Consider the following 22,713-nt stretch of genomic DNA (forward strand, 5'->3'; position numbering starts at 1 on the left):
ATTCATGGATCTCTGGGTTACCTGTCCCCCGTTCGATTTGCAGCTCAATTCAAGCAGCTCGAATTAGCATAAACAGACTAATTGAGTGTCCACTTTCTTGACAGAGGTCCACGGGGGAGCTTAATGGGCTTTTACCCATCTGAATCTGACACTAGGCTCCGAATAACGTCTCTCATAACCGTAAGACCTTCTCATGCACTGTTTATCGCGGATTAGCAACGCTGGCAACCGTTAAGCTTCAGATCGAATTCACGCTGCGTGGTTGGCAAAGGAAGCCCTAACAGCGTTTGCGCGGTGAAAGGCCGATGAAGGATGCTGGGTAAATAGGCATTATTTCTTAAAGCAAGGCATTCGGCTTCGAGCCGTTTAGCCATAAAAAAAAGCTCCCCCCTGGGAGCTAATGAATTGGTCGGGCGAACCTCTAAATCGCGCTTGAGCCAATTGGAGAAGCGGCTCGGGGAGTTCCTATCGGCGCCAAGAAAAGAATTTGCGTACCTGCTCATCCCGGAGCCATATGCCTCCCCAAACCAACACGGCCAAATAGACCGAAAACAAAATCGTGGAGAACAGCGGAGCGTCCAATCGAACCTGCGTCGCGATCACGCCGCCGAAATATCCGGTTAACAACACCGCGCCTAGGTTCGCCGTACGAGGCCACGCATAAAGCAGCGTCGCTATCAGCCCGAGAATGCCCATCACGTAAATATGGTGTTCTTGGAATCCCAGATCAACGGTCGACTCCACGACAAAAGAAGGCTTGAATAATTTGGTGATGCTGTCGAACAGCATAAACAGAATCGCTATGCCGCTCATCACCCTTGCCGTCCACAGCCGGCCTTTCGAAATCGTACTCGTCATCCTAACATCTCCCCTTTTAAAAATCATGTTCGACTGCTCTTCCATCTTGCGAATTTCCCCATGCTTACAACCACTTGAGGCCTTCATAAGGACGACGAACAGCCAATTGCGATATCGACAGCGACAGGCACTTTTTTTATTTTCGCAACAGAAAAGGCTCGGATGCTTGCTTTATCCGAACCTTTTCTTGTCTTTCGTATGCCGAGCCTCATCTTACTTTACCTGAATCGTTTATTTGGACGAAGGAAGCATCGGCATCTGCAGCGCCGGCTGTTGGCCTACTTCGACGTCGTCGCTGAACTTCTGCACTTCTTCCTTCAGCCCCAGCATGCGGCGGTCCAGCATGTTGATCATATCGGCCGTCGATTTGAGCTGTTCGCGGATGGTCTCGGGCATATCGTCGTGGAACTGGTAATAGATTTTGTGCTCGAGGCTCGCCCAGAAATCCATCGCGATCGTACGAAGCTGAATTTCGACTTTCACGTGCTCGGTCCGGTCCGATAGGAAGATCGGGATCTGGATGATCAGGTGCAAGCTTTGGTAGCCGTTCGGCTTCGGATTCTTGATGTAATCCTTCAGCTCGATTACCTCGACGTCTCCTTGGCTGCGGATCATATCGTATACGCGGTACACGTCCGTCGTGAACGAACAGATAACCCGGACGCCCGCAATGTCGCGAATATGCTCGGCCGCATTCTCCTTCGAGACTTCAAGTCCCTTGCGCTGCAGCTTCTCCACGATGCCTTCGGGCGATTTGATACGCGTTTTCACGTGCTCGATCGGGTTGTAGTTTTGGATGAATTGCAATTCTTCGTTCAGAATGGTCAGCTTCGTGCTTACCTCGTCGAGCGCGAATTTATAGCTCATGAGCATTTTCGCCCATTCCATGACCATTTGCTTGTCCATCATCGGTTCTTCACTCCTGCTGCATTCTTCAATGCTTGTTTATATGGATCATAAAATCGGGGACAACAGCCGCACGCATGATTCCCTGAACCGTTCCAGCTTGGACCGGCGCTTGTACTGATCGTACGTCAGCTCCGTGCAATCCTGCATGTCGTTTTCGAATATACGTTTCAACCGTAAAGCCGTTTCCGTATCGTAAAGGATCGCGTTGACCTCGAAATTCAATTTAAAGCTCCGAATATCCACGTTCGCCGTGCCGACGGAAGCGACGCAGCCATCGACGACGAGCGCTTTGGCATGAAGGAAGCCTTTCTCGTACAAGTAGCATTTCATGCCTTCCTCAAGCAATTCCCCTAAATAGGAAAAGGTTGCCCAATAGACCATTTTATGATCCGGCTTGCTCGGCAGCATGATGCGGACGTCGATGCCCGACAGCACGGCGAGCTTAAGGGCGTTCAGCAGACTCTCGTCCGGGATAAAATAAGGCGTTTGCAGATAGATCGTCTTTTTCGCGGAATGGATCATTTTGATATAGGCGTTCTTGATTTGCTCGAGCGTCTGATCGGGTCCGCTGGAGACGATTTGGACGCCCGTGGAGCCCGTGCTTACGGCCGGCGGGAACAGGTCAAGCACATCCCGGCTCATGGACTTGCTTGAAGCCAGGTTCCAGTCCAGCATGTAGTGGGCTTGCATTTGGAGCACGGCATAGCCCGTAATCCGCAGATGCGTGTCGCGCCAGTAGCCGAACCGCTTATTCAAGCCCATGTACTCGTCCCCTACGTTGAAGCCGCCGATGTAACCGATCTGCCCGTCGATGATGGCGAGCTTCCTATGGTTGCGGTAATTGACGCGGATGTTCAGATAAGGGATTTTGGAAGGGAAGAAATAAGCCACCTCTCCGCCGGCCTGGACCAGCCGATGAAAGAACTCCCGCTTCAGCATCGAGCTGCCGATATCGTCGACGAGGAAACGAACCTTGACGCCCTGCTTCGCTTTCTCGGTCAGCGCATCGAGGAGCCGGTTGCCGATGCCGTCGTTATGGACGATGTAGTACATCAGATGAATATGGTGGGACGCGCGTCCGATATCCGCGAGCAGCGCCTCGAATTTATCGGGGCCGTTCGTGAAAATATCGACGTTGTTGTTCTGCGTGTAGAGCGCAAATCCGCTGGTCAAATTCATGTAGATCAGATCCGCGTAGTGCTCCGCCGCATCATCATTAAACACAATTCGATGGTCCCGAAACTCTCGCCGCTGCTGCTCGATGAGCGCCGTCATCGTTTCTTTCGTGCGTTTGTTCAGCTTGTACAGCTTCTTCTTGCTCAGGTTTTGTCCAAAAACCAAATACACCACGAAACCGACGGCCGGCAGAAACAAGAGCACCATCAGCCACGCCCACGTCACCCCGACGTTGCGCCGCTCCATGAACATGACCGCGATTGCGAGAGGGATGTTGATAATCGTTATGATCGTAACAAAGTTCGATAGGAAAAAATTGGTCATGAGACTTGCTTCACTCCAGTTAAGCGGATATACGACGCAGTGCGGTTCGGCGCAAAGGCCCGGAAAGACCCGAAAGGGTCTTGCCTGTTCCAGTATAACCCATACCGGGCATCCGAGGAAAATCGGCGCGCGTCACAGGCTCGATCGCGAGGGTGAATCCGCAAAAAAAGGCGCAGCTCCTCCGATTCGGGGAGCTGCGCTTTGAAATAGGAAACCGCGTGTTGGAACAAATGAACTGAATTGATTAAAGAGCCGCATCCGTTCAAAACAACGATTGAGAAAACTTCATGCAAGGCAAGGCACGCTACCTAATCCCGTAGCTCGGCACGGCCGATTTGACCGCAGTCGCCTTGCCTTCGTAACCGCCGCTGTTCACTGCCGCAACCTTGTAATAATACGTCGTGCCGATCGCGGCCGTCGTATCCGTGAACGTCGTCGCGCCTACTTTGGAGCCGATGATCTCGAAATTGCCGTTCGCGGCGGTCGAGCGCATGACATTGTAGCCCGCCGCGCCTTTGACCGCGTTCCAGGTTAAGACCACTCTACCGCTGTTAACGTCCGTGCCCGCGTTAAAGTTGCCCGGGGCGGCCAGCAATGCGATGATGCCGGTGTCGATCGGAACCGTAACGATCGGACCGTCAATCTCGATGTCCAGCATCGACGCAAACGCGACATTGCTTGGCGCGCTCACGCCGCCTTGGTCCGCAGCCATGACTCGATAGCTGTATCCTTTCAGAATCCCAGCCGCCTTATCGGTATACGTAACTCCGCTGACGTTAGTGGCGATCGTCGTAAAGTTCGTGCCGGTCCCGTCTGCCCGCTGCACGTTATAGCCGACCAAGCCGCCGACATCGCTCCAATTCAGCACGACGCTCCCGCCGTCCCTTGTCGCGGTCAAATTAGCAGGCGCCGGCGGGGGCTGCTTCGCGACCGTCACTTGCAGCGTCTGGGAAGGGCCGCTTTCGCCATTTTCGTTCACGGCCGTGACTTGATAATAATAGGTCTTGCCGATAGATACCGTCGCATCCTTCAGCTTCGTATCCGTGGCGCGCTTGACCGTAACCGGTCCGCCGGGCGATTCCGAGCGCTTCACGTTATAGCTCGCGGCATCGCCGACCGCGTCCCAGCTCAACTGCACGTCCGTTCGATTGATGATGGTTTCGTTGAACTTGCCGATCGAGCCCCGTACGCCGATCTGCACGGCTTTTAAATTACCGGGCGGTTTAGGCGGCGGACAATTAAGATCCTGTTGGAAGAGCGGGAACTTGGCGTTCACCACATTTTTGCTGAACTTGTCGGAGGCCACCCAGATGTCGTAGCCGGCAATGACATCCAAGCGCAGGAAAGCGTCCACGTTGATCGAATCGCATCGTCCTTGTTCGTAATTGCGATAATAGCCCGCCTGAATGCCGGGATACAGGTCGATGCCCGCATATGCGATATCCAGAAGCGTAAGCGTCAATTGAACGTTCGGCCCTGCGGCAAGGCTAGCATTTACTTTGGTGTCGACGTTTAGCGACGCCGTGTTCGTCGTCTTGTCGATGAGACGCAGGCCGTTGCTGGACGATAGATTAAAGCCTTCCTCCAGATGGAATTTATCATTGAAGTCGACCACGATCGTCGCCCTGAAATCGGGATCGATTCTTAGGAACAGCTGTCCTTTGACGAAGACGCCGGTAAAGACGGGCACGTAGAACGGCGCCGTGAGCGGAATGAATTTGGGTTGGTTCAATGCGCCGTTGCCCGTATCGGCCACCACGTGCACGTTCGTCGTGACGTCGCCGATCAGCACGAGCTGCGAATAGAAATCCAAATCGATGTCGAACCAATCGATATCGACGTCGAGACCGATGTCCGCCTTGACCCCCAAGTTGCAGAATTTCATGCTGGCATCGAGCGTAACGCCTTCGAAGTAGGCATGGTTCAAGCCGATGTTCATGCACGGCAAGGTTAGGGACGCGCTCTGCGCGGCGACCTCGCTCGTCTTGATCGTAACCGACGAATTGATGGGCTTGAGCAGCTTCGGATTGATCGCCTCCGTCGTGCTGACGTCGAGCTTCGAGAACACTTCCTTCACCTTGGGGACGGAAGTTTGGACGACGAGCGCGCCGTTCTCCTTGCTGACCGAGACGACTTTCTTCGCGATGCCCCCGTAATACTTGTCGGTTGGAGGCATGACGAACACGTCGCCGACGTTTAATTTCAAATTCGGATCGCGAATGACCCACGTATTGCTGTCGCGCATCGCGTAGTTCGTACTCTTGCTCTGCTTTACTTCCGGCCTGTATTGGACGATTTTGCGGGAAGGGCCGGAAGATGCCGGAGGCGTTTGCCCCGGCGTATAATGAAGCGCGCGCACGAGCATGACGGCCGCTTCCGCCCGCGTCGAATTGTTGCCCCCTTTGAAATTCCCGTCGGGATAGCCTTGAATAATGCCGCTCTGCAGCGCTGCTTCGATCAGATCACGATGCTGTTTGACAGCCGCTTGATCCTTCAGCTTGCCTAGCAGCTGCTCTTCCTTCTGCGGCGGAAGCTGGAGCGCGCGGACGATCCAAAGGGCCATTTCGTAACGCGTAATGGGCTGGCTCGGCTTAAAATAGCCGTTCGGGTATTCGGCAGGCAGCAATATGCCGTTCGCTATGCCCGCCGCGATATAAGCTGCGGACCACCGCTTCGCATCGACGTCGTCGAATGGCTCGGAGGCCGTGCCCAGGGGATAATGCTTCAGTTCGACGAGCATTTTCAGAAACTGCTCCCGCGTCACTTTTCCCGATGGTTGAAACGTGCCGTCGGTGAACCCGGCTACGATATTCGCCGAGGCCAGCTCCATGATTTCGTTATAGGCCCAGTGAGACTGAATATCGGTGAATGAAGGCGGCGCAGGTTGATTGGGCTGGCCAGCTGCGCTGGCATTGCTTTCACCCGCATAAGGAGATACGGCAGCCTTATTGGCAGCGGCTGCAGTGGAATCAGCAGCGGCAGCAGCGAGCGTCGGCGCAATGACGCTGAAGAGCATGACGAAAATAGAAAATAAGAGCAATGATTTACGGCTTCCTTTTAGAATACGAACCCCTCCCCGTGAACTAATCAACTCGCTGTTAACTGTGGCAGCTCATTGCACGGGCTGCACCGTTTGTTGGATTTCAATGCTTTTCCCGCCATGTCGTGTACGAATGAAGTGCTTGCTTTTTGAAAGCTCTGGTAATATGTATGCTCCCAACTCTTCTTTACATTAGCACCGACTCGCAAAATCCAATATTATCCGAAAGTAGTAATTTAACTGAAGAGAAGTAAATCCGTCTTGCGTACGCCACGTATTCACCCACCATGTAGTCGAATGGCTCACCCTCTTGATTGTATTCCTCCCTCTCCACCCACCATGTAGTCGAATGGTTCACCCTCTTGATCGCATTCCTCCCTCTCCACCCAGCATGTAGTCGAATGGCTCACCCTCTTGATCGTATTCCTCCCTCTCCACCAACCATGTAGTCGAATGGCTCACCCTCTTTGATGGCAATCCTCGCACTCCACCAAGCATGTAGTCGAATGGCTCACCCTCTTGCTCGCATTCCTCCCTCTCCACCCACCAAGTAGTCGAATGGTTCACCCTCTTGATTGCATTCCTCCCTCTCCACCCACCATGTAGTCGAATGGCTCACCCTCTTGATCGCATTCCTCCCTCTCCACCCACCATGTAGTCGAATGGCTCACCTTCTTGCTCGCATTCCTCGCACTCCACCCACCGAGTAGTCGAATGGCTCACCCTCTTGATCACATTCCTTCCTCTCCACCCACCATTTAGTCGAATGGCTCACCCTCTTGCTCGCATTCCTCCCTCTCCACCCACCATATAGTCGAATGGTTCACCCTCTTGATCGTATTCCTCGCACTCCACCCACCATGTAGTCGAATGGTTCACCCTCTTGATCGTATTCCTCCCTCTCCACCCACCATATAGTCGAATGGTTCACCCTCTTGCTCGCATTCCTCCCTCTCCACCCACCATATAGTCGAATGGTTCACCCTCTTGCTCGTATTCCTCCCTCTCCACCCACCATGTAGTCGAATGGCTCACCTTCTTGCTCGCATTCCTCGCACTCCACCCACCAAGTAGTCGAATGGTTCACCCTCTTGATGGCACTCCTCGCACTCCACCCACCATGTAGTCGCTTGCTCGCATTCCTCGCACTCCACCCACCAAGTAGTCGAATGGCTCACCCTCTTGCTCGCATTCCTCGCACTCCACCCACCATATAGTCGAATGGTTCACCCTCTTGATCGTATTCCTCGCACTCCACCCACCATATAGTCGAATGGTTCACCCTCTTGATCGTATTCCTCGCACTCCACCCACCATGTAGTCGAATGGTTCACCCTCTTGATCGTATTCCTCGCACTCCGCTTTCACGTCCCCCGCTATGCATTAGGCCAGAGGTGATTATCTACAAACCTCATATTTCTTCCGGTCTTAGACACGCATGCACGGAGAACTTGCTTTTCAGCCAACGTTCGCAGATGCTTGACGGCCGTATGCCTGTGAATCCCTAAGCTCGCTGCCGCCATACCTGGAGTGATTCCATCCCGGGATTCTTGCAAAAGGTGAAGCAACGCCCGTTCATGAACATTAAGCTGATGATGCTTCGACTTAGCAATGCCGCCCCATTTTGCCAACCCCATAAGCAGCGCCTGCTGGCAGCGGCGAGGCTTCTCATGAATATCGTCGAACGCAAATCGCAGCAATTGCCAGCCCTCGACGAGCAAATGATTTTGCCGCTGAAGATCGTCCGCGAACTTCCAACGGCTGATGTCCCTCCAATGCGGACCGAACCCGTCGACTTCCAAAATCAGCCGAAACGGCAGCGGCGGCAAATAAGCAAAGTCCGCAAATCGTTTCTTCCCGTTCAAATCCACCAGCTCATACTCCGGATGAAGATAATCCAAATGCCCGACAGCCGGCCACCATACGTTCGCAAGCAGCAGCTTCTCCGCCTGATCCTGTTCCGCTAGTTTTCGTTTGCGCTCTTCCGAACTGCCGAGCGCTGCCTGTTCCATCATGCGCAAGTAAGCCGCTTCAAATCGTTGGTCCATCCTATGGCTCCTCCTCAAAATAAAATAAGGCTGCCCCCTCGACGAAACGAGAGAACAGCCTGTGCTTCAGGACTATAGTGATGTTTAAATAAAGCTTACCACAGCAACGCGGTAGTAGAATAGCGGTGTTCGGTGTTACGTAGCAGGCGTTCGGTGCTCATTGCCAATTGCCGCTGACCGCCCCACACTACAAATACCGCATCAAATTACTAACCACATGCTCCAAATGCGCCTTCATCCGCTGGCTCGCCGCCGCTGCATCGCGTGCGGAGACGGCTTCGAAGATGGCGAGATGCTCGCTGTAGAGGCGCTCGGCAACGGTATGGTTCGCGTAAATCTCCACCCGCCGGATATCGCGGATCACCGTCTCGAGCTGACCGACGATCGATTCGAACAATCGCAGCATGATGGAGTTGTGGGTGGCTTTCGCGAGCGTCAAGTGGAACAGCAAATCCGTTCGCTCGCCTTCCAAATCATCGCCGATGGCGGCTTCCATCTCGTGTATCAAGCCCTGCAGCAGCGCAATGTCTTCGTCCGTCGCTTTCTCCGCGGCGATGGACGCGTTCGAAACCTCCAGCGCATGCCTGGCTTCCAGCAGCTCCAGCAGCGTCTCGCGGTTCATCCGAAGCGTCTCCAGCTCCGGCAGCTCGATCGGCGCCGACGAGGGCGCGCTGCTGATGACGGTGCAGCCGCCGCCTTGGCGAATCTCGATGTAGCCCATCGCCTTCAGGGCGCTCAGCGCTTCCCGCATCGTGGAGCGGCCGACGCCGAACTGCTCCGACATCTCCTTCGTCGAAGGCAGCTTGTCGCCGACCTTCAGCTTGCCGTCCAGGATCAGCCGCTTCAGCTGTTCGGCGATCTCTTCATAATGATTGCGCTTGGACAAGCGTGTAACTTCCATAGGCTGAAGCTCCTTTCCTGCCGGCCCTCGGCTGCCGGACGCTCCCGACGCGCGCAAGGCCCGCGGGAGAATCGTACCATCCCCGAATCGGCAAAATCAACTCGCGCTCGCGCAGGGCCGTCTGAATTAGCCGACAATCAACGTGTACACGACGCCCGGACCGTGAACGCCGATCGTCAGATCGTTCTCGATATCCGCCGAACGGCTCGGGCCGGATATAAAATGAATGCCCGCCGGGAGATTCTCTCTGCCCGCTTGATCAAAGTTGACCAAAATCTGTCCCAGCCGCGTATGCAGACGCTCGATCGGGATGATGACCATCAGCACCGTCGGCAGCAAGCTGACGGAACGGCCTTTGTCCTTCGAGGACAGCACCGTGACGGAGCCCGTGTACGCCGCCGCGTAGTCCGCGATCACGATGCCGAAATCCGCTTCCGCCGCGCGTGCTTTCCAATGTTCCTCCGCATCGCTGTTCCATACGGAGAACGAAGCGCCCGGAATCGCTTCTTCCAGTCCGAGTTCATTCAGCTCCGGCTGGTTTTGGCGGATGACGTATTTCGCGCTCATCTCTTCGGCTTTGGCTGCGATAAACGCGCGTGCATCCTCCATCGTCGCGAGCCGTTCCGAGTGGCCGCCGGCGGCTTTGAAATTCGCTCTGAATTTCTCGACGCGCTCGTCGATCGGCCATTCGAATTCATTCCAGAACTCAGGCGCGCCGCGGAATGGATGCGCCGGCGGTTCCGCAGAACGCGGGCGCCGCAATTTGCTCGAAATGCCGTTAATGAAGCCGACTTGCTTGGCGCGGGATTTCGCCTCCAGCTCGGCAAGCCACGCTTGGTGTTCGTCCGTCTTAGCCATGATGTCCGTGGCCTCCTTTGCCCGCTTCGCGGTCCTTCACGATTTGTTCCATCCGGTCCTTCATCGCCGGATCCATATCCTGCAGGCCATGGCGGATTTCCGCTTCCATCGTCTTCCACTGCTGCCGGAACGACTCCTTCGGCAGGCTCGGGGTCACGCGGTACGTGTTCCACCCTTTAAGCGGCCCGATCTTCAGCCGAATGCCGCCGTCGCGGACGACGAGCTTCTGTCCGAGCTGACCGATCTTGAGCACGGCTCCGTACCGCTTCGCATTCGACATGACGGCCGCGAAGCCTTTCATGCCGAGCGCTTCCATTTTATCGCCGCGTCCGGCTTCCAGCTTGCGACGGCGGAGGTAGATGAGCATCTCGTGCAGCGGGATTTTGACCGGGCATGCCTCGTAGCAAGCCCCGCAAAGGCTCGACGCGTTGGCGATATCGTCCCACTCCGCTACGTTTTTCTTCAGCGCCGGCGTCAGCACCGCGCCGATCGGTCCGCTGTACGTGCCGCCGTAAGCATGGCCGCCGATGTGACGGTAGACCGGGCAGGCATTCAAGCAGGCACCGCAGCGAATGCAGTTCAGCAGTTCCTGGAATTCCGGGTCGCCGAGCTGCAGCGAGCGTCCGTTGTCCACGATAATGATATGCATTTCTTCCGGTCCGTCCGCATCGACCTCGCGCCGCGGTCCCGTAATGCCGGACATGTACACCGTCAGCTTCTGCCCTGTCGCGGAGCGCGGCAGCAGCGTCGCCATGACTTCCAGGTCGGTCCAGGAAGGAATGATGCGCTCCATGCCCATCAGCGTGATTTGCGTCTTCGGCACCGTCGTGACCATCCGGGCATTGCCCTCGTTCTCGAACAGCACCATCGAGCCCGTCTCGGCAATGGCGAAGTTGCAGCCCGTCATGCCGATGTCCGCTTCCAGAAACTTCTCCCGCAGCTTGCGCCGCACGAAGCCCGCCAGCACTTGCGTATCCGGAGCAAGCGTCTCGCCCGCATCGGCCGACAGCAGCTCCGCGATCTGATACCGGTTCTTGTGAATCGCCGGAATGATGATATGCGACGGCGTCTCTCCTGCTAATTGAATAATGTATTCGCCGAGGTCGGTTTCGATGGCTTCGACGCCGATTCCCTCAAGCGCATGGTTCAGATGAAGCTCCTCGGTGACCATCGACTTGGACTTCACGACCGTCTTCGCTTCCGCGTGCTTCGCGATGTCGAGCGAGATCTGTACCGCTTCCGCGGCCGTCTCGGCAAAGTGCACGTTCACGCCGTTCGCCCGCGCGTTGTCCGCGAACAGATTCAGATAGTAATCCAAATGCGCGATCGTATGCAGACGGATCTGCCGCCCGCGTTCGCGCCACTCGTCCCAGTTGCCGTGATCCTCCGCCGCGTTGATTTTGCCGTTGCGGAGCCGCTCCGTCGTGAATTTAACCGCTTTCCGCAGAAAATCGTTGTTTAACGCCAGCCCCGCGCGTTCCTTGACGGTTGCTCCGCCCGCCTGCGTTCCCGTTACGCTCATGCGCCCTTCACTCCTTCGTATAGAAGTTCCGCCAAGTGCATGACGCGCACCGGCTTATCGCGATACCGCAAATTGCCGGCTATGTTCATCAGGCATGCCATGTCGAGTCCGACCAGCACCTCGGCTTCCGTCTCCAGCACATGCTCGCTCTTCTCGTTCACCATCGCGCCGGAAATATCGGACATCTTCACCGAGAACGTCCCCCCGAACCCGCAGCAGTCATTGGCAAATGGCAGCGGGACGAACTCCAGGCCTTTCACCTGCTCCATCAACACGAGCGGCTCTTCCTTCACGCCGAGCAGACGGCTGCCATGGCAGGAGGGATGGTACGTGACTTTATGCGGAAAACGCGCCCCGACGTCCGTTACGCCCAGCACCTGCACGAGAAATTGCGTAAATTCATACGCCTTCGCCTGCAGCTTCAGCGCTTTCTCCAGCATGACGGGATCGTCCTCGAACAGCTTCGGATAATGATGAATCATGAACGTGCAGGAGCCCGAAGGCGAAATGACGAAATCGGCATCCTCGAAGGCAGCGATAATCGTGCTCGCCGTCTCGCGCGCTTCTTTCCAATAGCCGCTGTTGAAAGCCGGCTGTCCGCAGCAGGTCTGCACGGTCGGAAACTGCAGCGTAACGCCGTACTTCGCCAGCAGGCGTACCATGGCTTCCCCGACGCGAGGGTAAATCGCATCGCTCAAACACGTAATAAACAAGGATACTTTCACGATACCCGGCACCTCTCTCCAAATGGGTTGCATACCCGAGCAGCGAACATCGTTCGCGACCAGGGTAGGTTGCATACCCGAGCAGCGAACAAAGTTCGCGACCAGGGTAGGTTGCATACCCGAGCAGCGAACAAAGTTCGCGACCAGGGTGATCTATGATATCATTTTATCAGGTTGTCAGACATGTTGACAATAGAAAAATGCGGAGCTAAGCGGCTTATTTGCCCGACGTTGTCCGCATTTCCCTTCAAGCTTAACCAGCAAGCTCGAACTCCGAAACTGCTTTGCGGCAAGCTTGCCGCCAGCCGTCCCAACCCATGCAGTCTGTAAAAGCATCGCTGCATGTGCACGGCTGCGAGCCGCCCACTGCTTCGGTTCACACCGTGTGCACCTTAATTCCCCGCTCCGCCAACGCGCCCAGCGTCTCCTGCGGAGCACGGCGGTCCGTGATGATCGTATGCACGTCGCCGAGCTCCGCTACGTGGGTGAACGCCTGCACGCCGAATTTGCTGGAATCGGCCAGCAGCACGACATCGTCCGCCATGCCGATCATCTTCTGCTTGATGCGGGCCTGCAGCTCATTGGATTCGCTGATGCCGCGGTCCAAGTGCACGCCCTTGCAGGAGAAGAACACTTTATCCACGTGGTAGGCGTCGAGCGAACGTTCCGCGAGCGGACCGACGAAGGACAAGGAGCGCTGAGCAAGCGTGCCGCCCGTGGAGATGACCTCGATGCGTTCCTTGCTGCTCAGCTCCGTTGCCACTTTAATGGAATTCGTCAGCACCGTAAGCGCAATATCCGGCATGATCGATGCCATATACCACGCGGTCGTGCTGGCATCCAACAGGATACGATCCTTCGGACGAATCAGCTTCACCGCTTCTTCGGCGATGCGGCGCTTCTCCTCCGCATGCGTGATTTCGCGCTCCGAGTAAGGAATTTCCGGCTGCAGAGGCGCATCCTTCACGCTCACCGCGCCGCCATGAGAACGGCGGAGCCGTCCGGCTTGTTCCAGCCGGTCCAAATCGCGGCGGATCGTCTCTTCCGTCACCTGGCATAGCTCGCTCAGCTCCGTCACCCGTATGCTGCCGCGTTCGTTCACCAGCCCAACTATTTTCTCATAGCGCTCTGCAACCAGCATCATTAATCTCTCCCGCATCCTGCTTATATTCGTTCTGCACCAGCTAACAGCTCCGCCGCCCGGCGATGCGTCACCGTCCATGTCCGGGCATCGGATGCCCGGGTATGCGGCGCGCCGTCTGCCCGGCGGCGGAATGGTGTGCTTCTATACGTTTATTGCTCATTGTTTATTGCTCATTGTTTATTGCTCATTGTGTATCGCTCATTGTTTATTGCGAAATTCCCGTAAACGCGCGGAACCTGCCATACGCGTCTTCCCATTGCGCGCCGCCCTGCGGCTCGTAGACCGTAACCGGGAACGACTCGCGAATGACCTTGCGCGCTTCCCATATATCCGAAAGCTCGCCTTGCGCGATCCATTGGACCGCCAGGTTGCCGAGCGCGCTGCCCTCGACGGGTCCGGCCCAAACCGGCTTGCCGATCGCGTTCGCGGACCATTGGCACAGCAGCGTGTTCTGAATGCCGCCGCCGACCATGTGAAGGCCGCTGAAGCTTTTGCCCGACAGCCGCTCCGTTAATTCAAGCACATAACGGTATTTGAGCGCAAGGCTTTCGAGAATGCAGCGAACGAATTCGCCCGGCGACTGCGGCGCCTGCTGCCCCGTACGCTCGCAATACGCCACGATGCGGGACGGCATGTCGCCTGCATGCAGGAACATCGCGTCGTCCGGATCGATGAACGACCGGAACGCCGGCGCTTTCTCGGCCAGCGCCACCAGCTCGGGAAAGCTGAACGTAAGTCCCGCTTTCTCCCATGTTCTGCGGCTTTCCTGCAGGATCCACAAGCCCATGATGTTCTTCAGCAGCCGGAACGTGCCGCCAACGCCGCCTTCGTTCGTGAAGTTCAGCGACTGCGCCAGCTCGCCCATGACCGGCTGATCCACTTCCGTGCCCATCAGCGACCACGTGCCGCAGCTGAGGTAGGCAAAATCGCGCTCCAGCGCCGGGACTGCCGCAACGGCCGAGCCCGTATCGTGCTCGGCGACGGCGAATACCGGTATCGAGTCGATGCCAAGCTCCTCCGTGAGCGAAGCCCGAAGCTGGCCGACTCGCGTACCCGGCTGCACGATATGGCCGAACAGAGATGGCGATATGCCGATGTCGCCCAGCAATTCCGCGTCCCAGCCGCCCGTCAGCGGATTGTAAAGCTGCGTCGTCGTGGCATTGGAGAATTCGTTATGCATCTCGCCCGTCAAGAAATACCGCAGCAGATCCGGAATCATCAGAAAATGCTTTGCCTGCTCCAGAAGCGGAGAATCCGCTTCCTTCAAGGCAGCCAGTTGATAAATCGTGTTGAACGGCAGGAACTGAATGCCGCTTCGGCCGAAAATCCGGCTCGCCGTCAGCCGCGCCATCGTCCGCTCCATGACGCCGTCGGTATGGCGGTCGCGGTAGTGGTACGGATTGCCGAGCAGCTCGCCATTGCGTCCGATCAGACCGAAATCGACGGCCCACGAATCGATCGCCAAGCTGGAGACCGTCTCGCCGGCATGCTTCGCTTTCAGCAGTCCCTGCTTGATGTCGTGATACAGGCGGAGAATATCCCACTGCATCCGGTCTCCCACCACGACGGGATCGTTCCCGAAGCGATGAACTTCTTCTACCTCGATCGTACGGTCGTTCAAACGGCCAAGCAGCGCTCTGCCGCTGCTCGCCCCAAGGTCGTAAGCCAAAATGCTAGGCAAAAGGAACCCTCCCAAACGTTCATCGTCGCTAGCCAAGACCGCTTCGGACCCGTGCAGCGCTCAGGCTGCCGGATCCGAAGCGGATGTCTCGCGGGCCGCGGCCGCCACGGATTCAACCGCGGCGGCCTGCCCGCACATATGGAATCAATTAGTTCTTCGCTGCAGCCGTTTCCGTACCGCGCTTCAGCAATACGTCTTGCTCGTACGCTTTTACGTCAGTCAGCCATGCTTCGCGAACCGGCACGCCTTGCTTCGCGCAATAGTAATCCCATACCGCGCCGAACGGATACGACTTGAATTCTTCCTGCAACGCCAGGCGCGTCGTGAAGTCGAAGTCCAGCTCTGCTTTGCGCAGCTCCTCGACCGGATCCAGGAAACCGCGAAGCAGCGCCTTGATCGTGTTGCGCGTGCCGATGACCCATGCCGCGACGCGGTTGATGCTGGCGTCGAAGAAGTCGAGGCCGATATGCGTCTTGCCGAGCAGGTCGCCGCGAACGAGCTCGCGTCCGATATCGATCAGCTCGTCGTCCAGCGTGACGACGTGATCGCTGTCCCAGCGCATCGGGCGGCTCACGTGGAGCAGAATGCCGTCGGCGAACAGCGACAAGGCGGACAGTTTATTGGAGATGACTTCCGTCGGATGGAAATGGCCCGCATCCAAACAGATCAGTTTATTGTTGGCAATGCCGTAACCCATATAGAACTCGTGGGAACCGACGACGTATGCTTCCGAGCCAAGGCCGAACAGCTTGCTTTCAACGGCATCGAGGTGGAACGCAGGGTTCAGCTCTTCCGCAAACACTTCGTCGAGCGCATCCTTCAGACGCCGGCGCGGCGCCAAACGATCGACCGGCGAATCCTTGAAGCCGTCCGGAATCCATACGTTCGTAACGCACGTTTGGCCGAGCTGCTCGCCGAAGTACGCGCTGACGCGGCGGGATGCCTTACAGTGGTCGATCCAGAACTGACGAATGGCCGGATCCGGATGGCTCAGCGTCAGGCCGTCGGCCGACTTCTCGTGCGAGAAGCAGGTCGGGTTGAAGTCAAGGCCGAGACCTTGCTCTTTCGCCCACGTGACCCATTTCTCGAAATGTTTCGGTTGAATCGCGTCCAGCTCGACCTTCTCGTCGGTATCGACGTAGATCGCGTGCAGGTTGACTTTGTGCTTGCCCGGAATGAGCGAGAAGGCTTTCTCCAAGTCGGAACGAAGCTCGGCAGGCGTGCTTGCGGCGCCCGGGTAGTTGCCCGTTACCGAAATACCGCCTGTAAGCGCTTGATCTTTATTCAAGAAACCGCGGACGTCGTCGCCTTGCCAGCAGTGCATCGAAATTTTGATTTCGGAAAGCTTCTCCAGTACGGCGTCGACATCGATTCCATGCTGCGCGTACAGTGCTTTAGCCGCTTCGTAATTCGCAATAATGCTTTGGTCCATGATCATTGCTCCTCGCTCTTATTTGATGGGGTAAGCCACGACGGACATCAGCGCGTTCGCCGCCTGCGTGGCGTCGAGACGGCTGTATTGCACGATGATCGGAATATCGCTCAGCACCTCGATGGCGTAAGGAACGCCCACTGGAATGGACGCTCCGTTCACCGAGAGGGATGACGTGCGGATATGATACGTTCTTCTGCCGGCTACGACAGTCGAAATGTTCTCAAGCGGTTCGCGGTCTTCGAAGAATATCGTGATTTGCAGATGCGCCTCTTCCGAGGAGCAGTTCAGCACGCAGATGGATTCATGGCTGACGTAATCGCCGGGCGCGCTCTTGGGCGGAATAAATCCGTCCGGAATGATCCAATGCTTCTCGCCTCTTGCTTGATGCATATCCCGCACCGTCCTCTCTTCTTATCGTGTAAAGGCAGCCGGTACGCCGCCGTCGATCGTCAGCATGCAGCCCGTCGTTTTGTCCGCTTTCGACGAAGCGAAGAAGGCGATGCCTTCCGCGATGTCGCGCGGATAGATGTTCACGAGCAGCGTCGTGCGCTTGCGGTAGTACTCCTCCAATTGGTCCGGCTCGATGCCGTAAGCCGCCGCGCGCTCATTGCGCCAGCTGCCGTTCCAGATCGCCGAGCCTTGGAGGATGGCGTCAGGCAGGATCGTGTTGACGCGAATGCCGAACTCGCCGCCTTCCGCCGCGATGCAGCGTGCCAGATGCGCCTCCAGTGCTTTCGCCGCGCTGTAGGCCGATGCGCTCTTGCCGGCATAGACCGAGTTCTTGGAGCCGATGAACACCATGTTGCCGCCGACGCCTTGCTCCTTCAGCAGCTTGAACGCTTCGCGGGCAACGAGGAAGTAGCCCGTGCCGAGAACGCTGATGTTCAAGTTCCATTCCTTCAAGGACGTTTGGTCGAAAGGACTCGACGTCGCAAGACCCGCGTTGTTGACGACGATATCAAGACCGCCGTAAGCAAGCGACGTCGCGCCGATGGCGGCCATGACGGCCTCTTCGCTCGTCACGTCCATCTTCACCGCGGTTGCGCGGCCTTCGCCGAACTTCTCGTTGATCTCGCCGGCTACGCGCTCTGCGCCTTCCAGGTTCAGGTCGGCCAGCACGACATGCGCGCCTTCGGATACGAGACGGCGTGCGGTTTCGCTGCCGATACCGCCTGCGCCGCCCGTGATGAACGCGACTTTGCGGGAGAATTCGGCTTCCGCCGGCGCGAGCGACAGTTTGTACAGCTCTAGCGGCCAGTACTCGACGTTGAAGGATTCGTTCTCGCTCAGCGATACGAAGCTGCCAAGCGCCGTTGCGCCGCGCATGACCGCGATCGCACGGTGGTAGAGCGCTCCGCTGACCTTGGAGTTCGACCAGCTCTTGCCTGTGTTGATCATGCCGACGCCCGGGATCAGAATGACGCGCGGCGCGGCTTCGAACATGACGTCGCCTTCGTTCTTGTTGCGCTCGAAGTAAGCTTCGTATTGTTTCTTGTAAGCCGCGATGCTTTCCGCCAGAATCGCTTTCAAACCTTCGATGTCATCGGCATTCGGCGTCCAGTCGATGAAGAGCGGCACGACCTTCGTATGCACGAGGTGATCCGGGCAAGCCGCGCCGACTTGAGACAGCGCCGGGGAGTCCGAACCGCCGACGAAAGCAAGCACGTCCGACTCGTCGTCGAAGGTAAGGATCATTTTCTTCACGTCGCTGACCGCGCCGCGGATGGTCGGCATGACCTGGGAAGCGATGCTTCTGCGAACGTCGGCTTCCAATGACGCATGCTTCACGCCGCCGAACAGCTTCGCCTGGTTCACGCGCGCTTCGATGAAGGTTTCGGCTTGGCTGATGATTTTGATCGTTTGCGCGTAGGCTTCTTCGCTCGTTTCGCCCCATGTGACGAGACCGTGCTTCTCCATCAGGACGAGCTCGGCATTCGGGTTGTCGAGCACGCCTTGGGCGATCATCTTGGACAGCGTGAAGCCTGGACGTACGTAAGGCACCCATACGAAGCGGTTGCCGAAAATTTCTTCAGCCAGCTGCTTGCCGTTGTCCGCGCAGCACAGGCTGATAATGGAATCGGGATGCGTATGGTCCACATGCTTGAATGGCAGGAACGCGTGCAGCAGCGTCTCGATGGAAGCGCGCGGATGCTTGCTGTCGATCATGCAGTTCGCGAGGTAGGCGACCATATCCTCGTCGGACATTTCGTCGCGCTCGAACAGCGGACGGATATCTTCCATGCGCAGACCCGTGAAGTTGCCGGCTTTCATCGAAGCCAGGTCGGAACCGCTTCCTTTGACGTACATGACTTCGACTTCGCGGCCGCGGAAATCGGTGACCGTCGTTTTGCTGGACGTGTTGCCACCGCCCCAGTTGCAGACGCGGCGATCCGTGCCGATGATGTTGGAGCGGTAGACGAGCTGCTCAAGTCCTCCTTGAAGCTCCGATGCTTTCGCGTGATCCCATAAGCTCTGTACCATTGCTTTACCTCCGATGAATGAATGATTAGCAAACCTGTTTGCGTTCGTTTGAACTCAGTTTAGCATGTTTGTTTATGTTTGAATACATAATTTCAAAGAAAAACAAAAATAAAATATTCGTTTCGGAACGAAACAAAGACCCGATTCCGAATGAATCGGAACCGGGTCTTCCCTTGTCGCGAATTCCCTCCACGCACGGCCTTCAGTCTAATCCCTGTGGAACAAGCCGATGAAGCTGACGGTAATGCCGAGCAGGATGCAGATAAAGGCGGCACTCGGAAAATGATATTTAAAATCAACGATCAAATTCAGAATCGCCCCCAGCACGATCAGCTGTCCGCCCATGAACATCAGCTTCTTGCCCGTGAGCTGGTACCTGAACACGGTAAAAGCCGCGATCAGCCCGAACACGATCACAAGGCCGATGAGCGCGCTAATCAGGAGAAACCCGTTCTCGGTCAATTGAAAGAATTTCATATACCATGGCGTGCTGTTCATACCTGTCTCCCTTCATATGGCTTCGAATGGTTCGAGAATGTACTCCAATCATACTTATTTTTCCAAGAAATTCAATCCAAGCTGATTAAAAATTCGACAGTCGGTTAATGAAAGTTAGGAATACTTACAAATCATTTACAACGTCGCGTCGACCATGGACGGTTCTAAATATGAAAAGGGAGTGAGAACGTGAAACGAAGAAGCTGGGGAGTAACCTATACGGCCATGCTGTGCAGACTGATCCTGGACGAGAACAAATGGGAGTCGCAGGAGCGATACGCCAACCATGATCCCATGGAGGACAGGCTGGGGAGGACGGCTTCTCGGTCAGGCTCATCCCGCAAAGCCGGCGTCCGATAGTGGGCTGGCTTCGAACAACGAAACGCATCCTGCAGCACCGCCGATCGCGGAAATGCAGGATGCGTTTTGCGTTCCCGATTATGCCTTTCATCGAGGGCGTACGCTATTCGGAAAATCCGCGGTTGAATGCCGTCATCCACAGCCCCGGGACCGGCTCGAACTCATGCGTCTCATCAAAGCCAAGCTTACGGTACAAACGCTTCGCGGGCTCATTGGCGCGGCCCGTCGTCACGATGAACGCCCGCTCCTTGAAGGCGCCCAGCACGTAACGGACGAGCGCGGCTCCGATTCCTTTGCGAAAATGCGCCGGATCCACGACTAGCCTATGAATATCTACGGTCTCCTCATCGTCCACGTACGATATTGCGCCGGCAAGGTTACCGCCTTCGAACCAACCGAAGAACGTCTCGCCGCAAATTCGAAGGGATGCCGCCGTATCATGAAGTCCGGGGATGCCGTCGAAGCCGATCAGCTCCGCCTCCACGCGGTAAGAAGCCTGCTGCAGCTCAAGCAGCTGCTGCATTTCGGTTGGATCCGATAAATCTAATGCCCGAATCATGGTGTATCGCTCCTTGGGCTTATGATTTCATTCTTATTGCTTGCTACATAGCTGATTCTAATACTGAACGGGCCGCAGTACAAACACAAACGAAAGACCGCGTCCCCTGGGGATGGCGGTCTTTCGTGCTTGCATTTCGTAATGTTCGTTTGCGTGCAATTCGTTGTGCTCGTTTACGTGATGCTCGTTTCAGTGCATGTTATTTGCTGTACAGCGTCGGGAAATATTCTTCCCGATCGAAGCGCATGCCCGGCTCCGGACGCGCGCCCAGCAGACGAAGATTATCATGCCTTTGCTTGCCGCCGCGGTAGTAGGTATCGCCCGGCATCAAGTGGGCGACGACCGACAAGCGGGCATCGTTCGTCAAGTTCGGCCCCGAGCCGTGGAAGGTCAACGCATGATGGAAGCTTGCTTGGCCGGCCTTCAGGATGCAAGGCTCCTCGACCCAATCGCGCTTTGCGAACTTCTCCTTCAGCTTGCTCATGTCCTGCTCGAAGAACGTATCGCTGCCTTCGACCGCGCCCCACTTATGCGAGCCGAGAATCGTCATCATGCCGCCGTTCGCGAGATCCGTATCCTGCAGCGCGATCCAGACCGTAACCATGTTCGACGTACTGCTGTTGCGCCAATAGCCGTAATCCTGATGCCAGCCGACATTGCCCGCTTTGGTCTCCTGTCCGTTCGTGCCCGGCTTGTAGATGACCTGATCATGCCACAGCCGGATGGAGTCTTCGTTCAGCAGTTCGGCTGCCATGTGGCCCAAATTGCGATCGGTCACGACGGAGCGAACCTCGTCGTTGATCCACCAGCCGTTATCAAGCTTGCGAATCGCCAGCGGGTTCTCCGGCAGCGAATAATGATAGAACGGCAGGCCGTGGCCGTCGTGCTTCTTGTTCCATATGCGCTCATGCGCGTCCCGCAGGCGCTGGATCGTATCGTCGTCAATCAGCTTGGGGCTGATCCAGTAGCCATCCTCGTCAAACCGCTTCTTGTCTTCTTCCGTCACTTGATAAGAAATAACGCCCATGATTTCGATCGCCTCTTTCATTTCGCATAGGTGGATAAAACGCTTACTTACCCTCATTGTAGAGCCCTCCCTGCTCGTTGACTTCCACAAAGCTATCAAATAGGATTAGAAACATACAGATGATCAGAAACATGTGGAAAGGCGTTGAGGCGGCATGTCCCGGAGCAAAAGCGATTCCGCCCGCTGGGTGTACGAATGGGAGCAAGAGGGGAAATTCTCGTCTTTTCCCGAGGTCGAAATGATGGGCTTCGATCGAAACCAGGAGGCGCTGCCGCTCTCCGATCACCGGCATGAACGCTGTTTCGAATTCGTCTACGTCGAGAACAGCAAGGTGACGTGGGAGGTGGGCGACGAGCTGCATGCTTCCCACGCGGGGCAGTTCTTCCATACCAAGCCCGGCGAGTGGCATCGGGCCCGTTTCCATTACATGGAGCCGTCCAGCATCTGGTGGATTATCGTGGTCGACCCCCGCGAGCTGCCGGGCTGGCTCGGCTTCGGAGAAGCGGACCGGACCCGGGTCGGCGGAGCCCTCGCCTCTCTGCCGCGAATCGTAAGCGTGGATATGCGCGTTCGCGAGTCGTTCCTCAAGCTGCGCAGCCTGCTGGAGCAGGAGACGGCCGACGATTTGTTCCGGGCGCGCCATTATCTGCTCGATATCTTGCTGCAGCTGCTGTATCCGCCCGTCGCCCGGCAGCTCCCCGGCGATCTGCGCGAAGCGATGCTCGCCCTCACGGCCGAGATCGAAGCCGACCCCGAGCGGCGCTGGGCGAACAAGGAGCTGGCCGCGAAGGTCGGCGTCAGCGAATCGCACTTCTACCGACTGTTCCAGGATATGCACGGACAGTCGCCTGCCAGCTTCATCGACCGGCTGCGCATGAACAGGGCCTGCGAGCTGCTTCGCCTGCCGGGGGCGAGCGTGACGGGCATCGCGATGGATCTCGGCTACAAGACGAGCCAGCATTTTGCAACGGTGTTCAAGAAGTACATCGGCGTCTCGCCGTCGCAGTGGCGAAAATAACCCATCCGGCCTTAACCTTTCAATCTGCCTTTTGTTTCGTTTCGTTTTGTTTCGTTTCGTTTCGAGTACTGCTGCCAAGCAATTGGCAAAAACCGCCTTCGGCATCGCCCCGTCGATACGGTATAATAGAGGCTTGTCATCTTAGAACG

20 protein-coding genes are annotated in these 22,713 nt (G+C 56.6%); 2 read left to right on the forward strand and 18 right to left on the reverse strand.

Features of this window, described 5'->3' with window-relative positions; translation table 11 throughout:
* Nucleotides 1-212: 212 nt before the first annotated feature.
* From AC0YNU_RS21460 to AC0YNU_RS21535, 16 genes are all read right to left on the reverse strand, one after another.
* Complete coding sequence (locus tag AC0YNU_RS21460) at nt 213-374, reverse strand: hypothetical protein (protein WP_475760424.1); 162 nt, start codon at nt 372-374, stop codon at nt 213-215.
* 91 nt (nt 375-465) lie between these two features.
* On the reverse strand, nt 466-858 hold the full coding sequence (locus AC0YNU_RS21465) for a DoxX family protein (RefSeq protein ID WP_475760426.1): 393 nt from the start codon (nt 856-858) through the stop codon (nt 466-468).
* Nucleotides 859-1,089: 231 nt separating this feature from the next.
* Nucleotides 1,090-1,767 carry a GTP pyrophosphokinase gene (locus AC0YNU_RS21470; RefSeq protein ID WP_475760428.1) on the reverse strand — a complete coding sequence of 226 codons (678 nt, stop codon included), beginning with the start codon at nt 1,765-1,767 and terminating at the stop codon, nt 1,090-1,092.
* Nucleotides 1,768-1,812: 45 nt separating this feature from the next.
* A complete protein-coding gene (gene cls / locus AC0YNU_RS21475) occupies nt 1,813-3,267 on the reverse strand; it encodes a cardiolipin synthase (RefSeq protein ID WP_475760430.1) in 1,455 nt (484 codons plus the stop codon).
* A 304-nt stretch (nt 3,268-3,571) separates the two neighbouring features.
* Nucleotides 3,572-6,307, reverse strand: a complete 2,736-nt coding sequence (locus AC0YNU_RS21480; RefSeq protein ID WP_475760432.1) for an S-layer homology domain-containing protein — start codon at nt 6,305-6,307, stop codon at nt 3,572-3,574.
* Between the two features lie 1,376 nt (nt 6,308-7,683).
* Nucleotides 7,684-8,355 (reverse strand): DNA-binding response regulator, encoded by a 672-nt coding sequence (locus AC0YNU_RS21485; RefSeq protein WP_475760434.1) that lies wholly within the window; start codon nt 8,353-8,355, stop codon nt 7,684-7,686.
* Between the two features lie 187 nt (nt 8,356-8,542).
* Complete coding sequence (locus AC0YNU_RS21490) at nt 8,543-9,256, reverse strand: FadR/GntR family transcriptional regulator (protein WP_475760436.1); 714 nt, start codon at nt 9,254-9,256, stop codon at nt 8,543-8,545.
* 126 nt (nt 9,257-9,382) lie between these two features.
* Nucleotides 9,383-10,114 (reverse strand): LutC/YkgG family protein, encoded by a 732-nt coding sequence (locus AC0YNU_RS21495; RefSeq protein ID WP_475760437.1) that lies wholly within the window; start codon nt 10,112-10,114, stop codon nt 9,383-9,385.
* Complete coding sequence (locus tag AC0YNU_RS21500) at nt 10,107-11,636, reverse strand: LutB/LldF family L-lactate oxidation iron-sulfur protein (RefSeq protein ID WP_475760439.1); 1,530 nt, start codon at nt 11,634-11,636, stop codon at nt 10,107-10,109. The genes AC0YNU_RS21495 and AC0YNU_RS21500 overlap by 8 nt, the downstream gene beginning before the upstream one ends.
* On the reverse strand, nt 11,633-12,361 hold the full coding sequence (locus tag AC0YNU_RS21505; RefSeq protein ID WP_475760441.1) for a (Fe-S)-binding protein: 729 nt from the start codon (nt 12,359-12,361) through the stop codon (nt 11,633-11,635). The genes AC0YNU_RS21500 and AC0YNU_RS21505 overlap by 4 nt, the downstream gene beginning before the upstream one ends.
* A gap of 376 nt (nt 12,362-12,737) precedes the next feature.
* The gene (locus tag AC0YNU_RS21510) at nt 12,738-13,502 is read right to left on the reverse strand and encodes a DeoR/GlpR family DNA-binding transcription regulator (protein WP_475760720.1); all 765 of its coding nucleotides are present in this window, start codon (nt 13,500-13,502) and stop codon (nt 12,738-12,740) included.
* Nucleotides 13,503-13,710: 208 nt separating this feature from the next.
* Entirely contained in the window at nt 13,711-15,186 is a 1,476-nt protein-coding gene (locus AC0YNU_RS21515; protein WP_475760443.1) for a rhamnulokinase, read from the reverse strand.
* A gap of 148 nt (nt 15,187-15,334) precedes the next feature.
* Complete coding sequence (rhaA, locus tag AC0YNU_RS21520) at nt 15,335-16,618, reverse strand: L-rhamnose isomerase (protein WP_475760445.1); 1,284 nt, start codon at nt 16,616-16,618, stop codon at nt 15,335-15,337.
* Between the two features lie 18 nt (nt 16,619-16,636).
* On the reverse strand, nt 16,637-17,011 hold the full coding sequence (locus AC0YNU_RS21525) for a sensory rhodopsin transducer (protein ID WP_475760447.1): 375 nt from the start codon (nt 17,009-17,011) through the stop codon (nt 16,637-16,639).
* A 21-nt stretch (nt 17,012-17,032) separates the two neighbouring features.
* Complete coding sequence (locus AC0YNU_RS21530; RefSeq protein WP_475760449.1) at nt 17,033-19,102, reverse strand: bifunctional aldolase/short-chain dehydrogenase; 2,070 nt, start codon at nt 19,100-19,102, stop codon at nt 17,033-17,035.
* Nucleotides 19,103-19,309: 207 nt separating this feature from the next.
* The gene (locus tag AC0YNU_RS21535) at nt 19,310-19,600 is read right to left on the reverse strand and encodes a hypothetical protein (protein ID WP_475760451.1); all 291 of its coding nucleotides are present in this window, start codon (nt 19,598-19,600) and stop codon (nt 19,310-19,312) included.
* A 189-nt stretch (nt 19,601-19,789) separates the two neighbouring features.
* Here AC0YNU_RS21535 and AC0YNU_RS21540 point away from each other — a divergent pair, with 189 nt between their 5' ends.
* Nucleotides 19,790-19,960: a hypothetical protein gene (locus AC0YNU_RS21540; RefSeq protein WP_475760453.1), complete on the forward strand. Its 171-nt coding sequence runs from the start codon at nt 19,790-19,792 to the stop codon at nt 19,958-19,960.
* 103 nt (nt 19,961-20,063) lie between these two features.
* On the opposite strand, the gene AC0YNU_RS21545 is transcribed toward AC0YNU_RS21540, so the two are convergent.
* Both AC0YNU_RS21545 and AC0YNU_RS21550 read right to left on the reverse strand, forming a co-directional pair.
* Nucleotides 20,064-20,519, reverse strand: coding sequence for a GNAT family N-acetyltransferase (locus AC0YNU_RS21545; protein ID WP_475760455.1), 456 nt, complete (start codon nt 20,517-20,519; stop codon nt 20,064-20,066).
* 199 nt (nt 20,520-20,718) lie between these two features.
* On the reverse strand, nt 20,719-21,603 hold the full coding sequence (locus tag AC0YNU_RS21550) for a phytanoyl-CoA dioxygenase family protein (protein ID WP_475760457.1): 885 nt from the start codon (nt 21,601-21,603) through the stop codon (nt 20,719-20,721).
* A 97-nt stretch (nt 21,604-21,700) separates the two neighbouring features.
* Between AC0YNU_RS21550 and AC0YNU_RS21555 the strand changes: the two genes are divergently transcribed.
* Nucleotides 21,701-22,564 carry a helix-turn-helix transcriptional regulator gene (locus AC0YNU_RS21555; protein ID WP_475760459.1) on the forward strand — a complete coding sequence of 288 codons (864 nt, stop codon included), beginning with the start codon at nt 21,701-21,703 and terminating at the stop codon, nt 22,562-22,564.
* Nucleotides 22,565-22,713: the final 149 nt, after the last annotated feature.

It is taken from the genome of Paenibacillus sp. J31P316, from assembly GCF_056269105.1.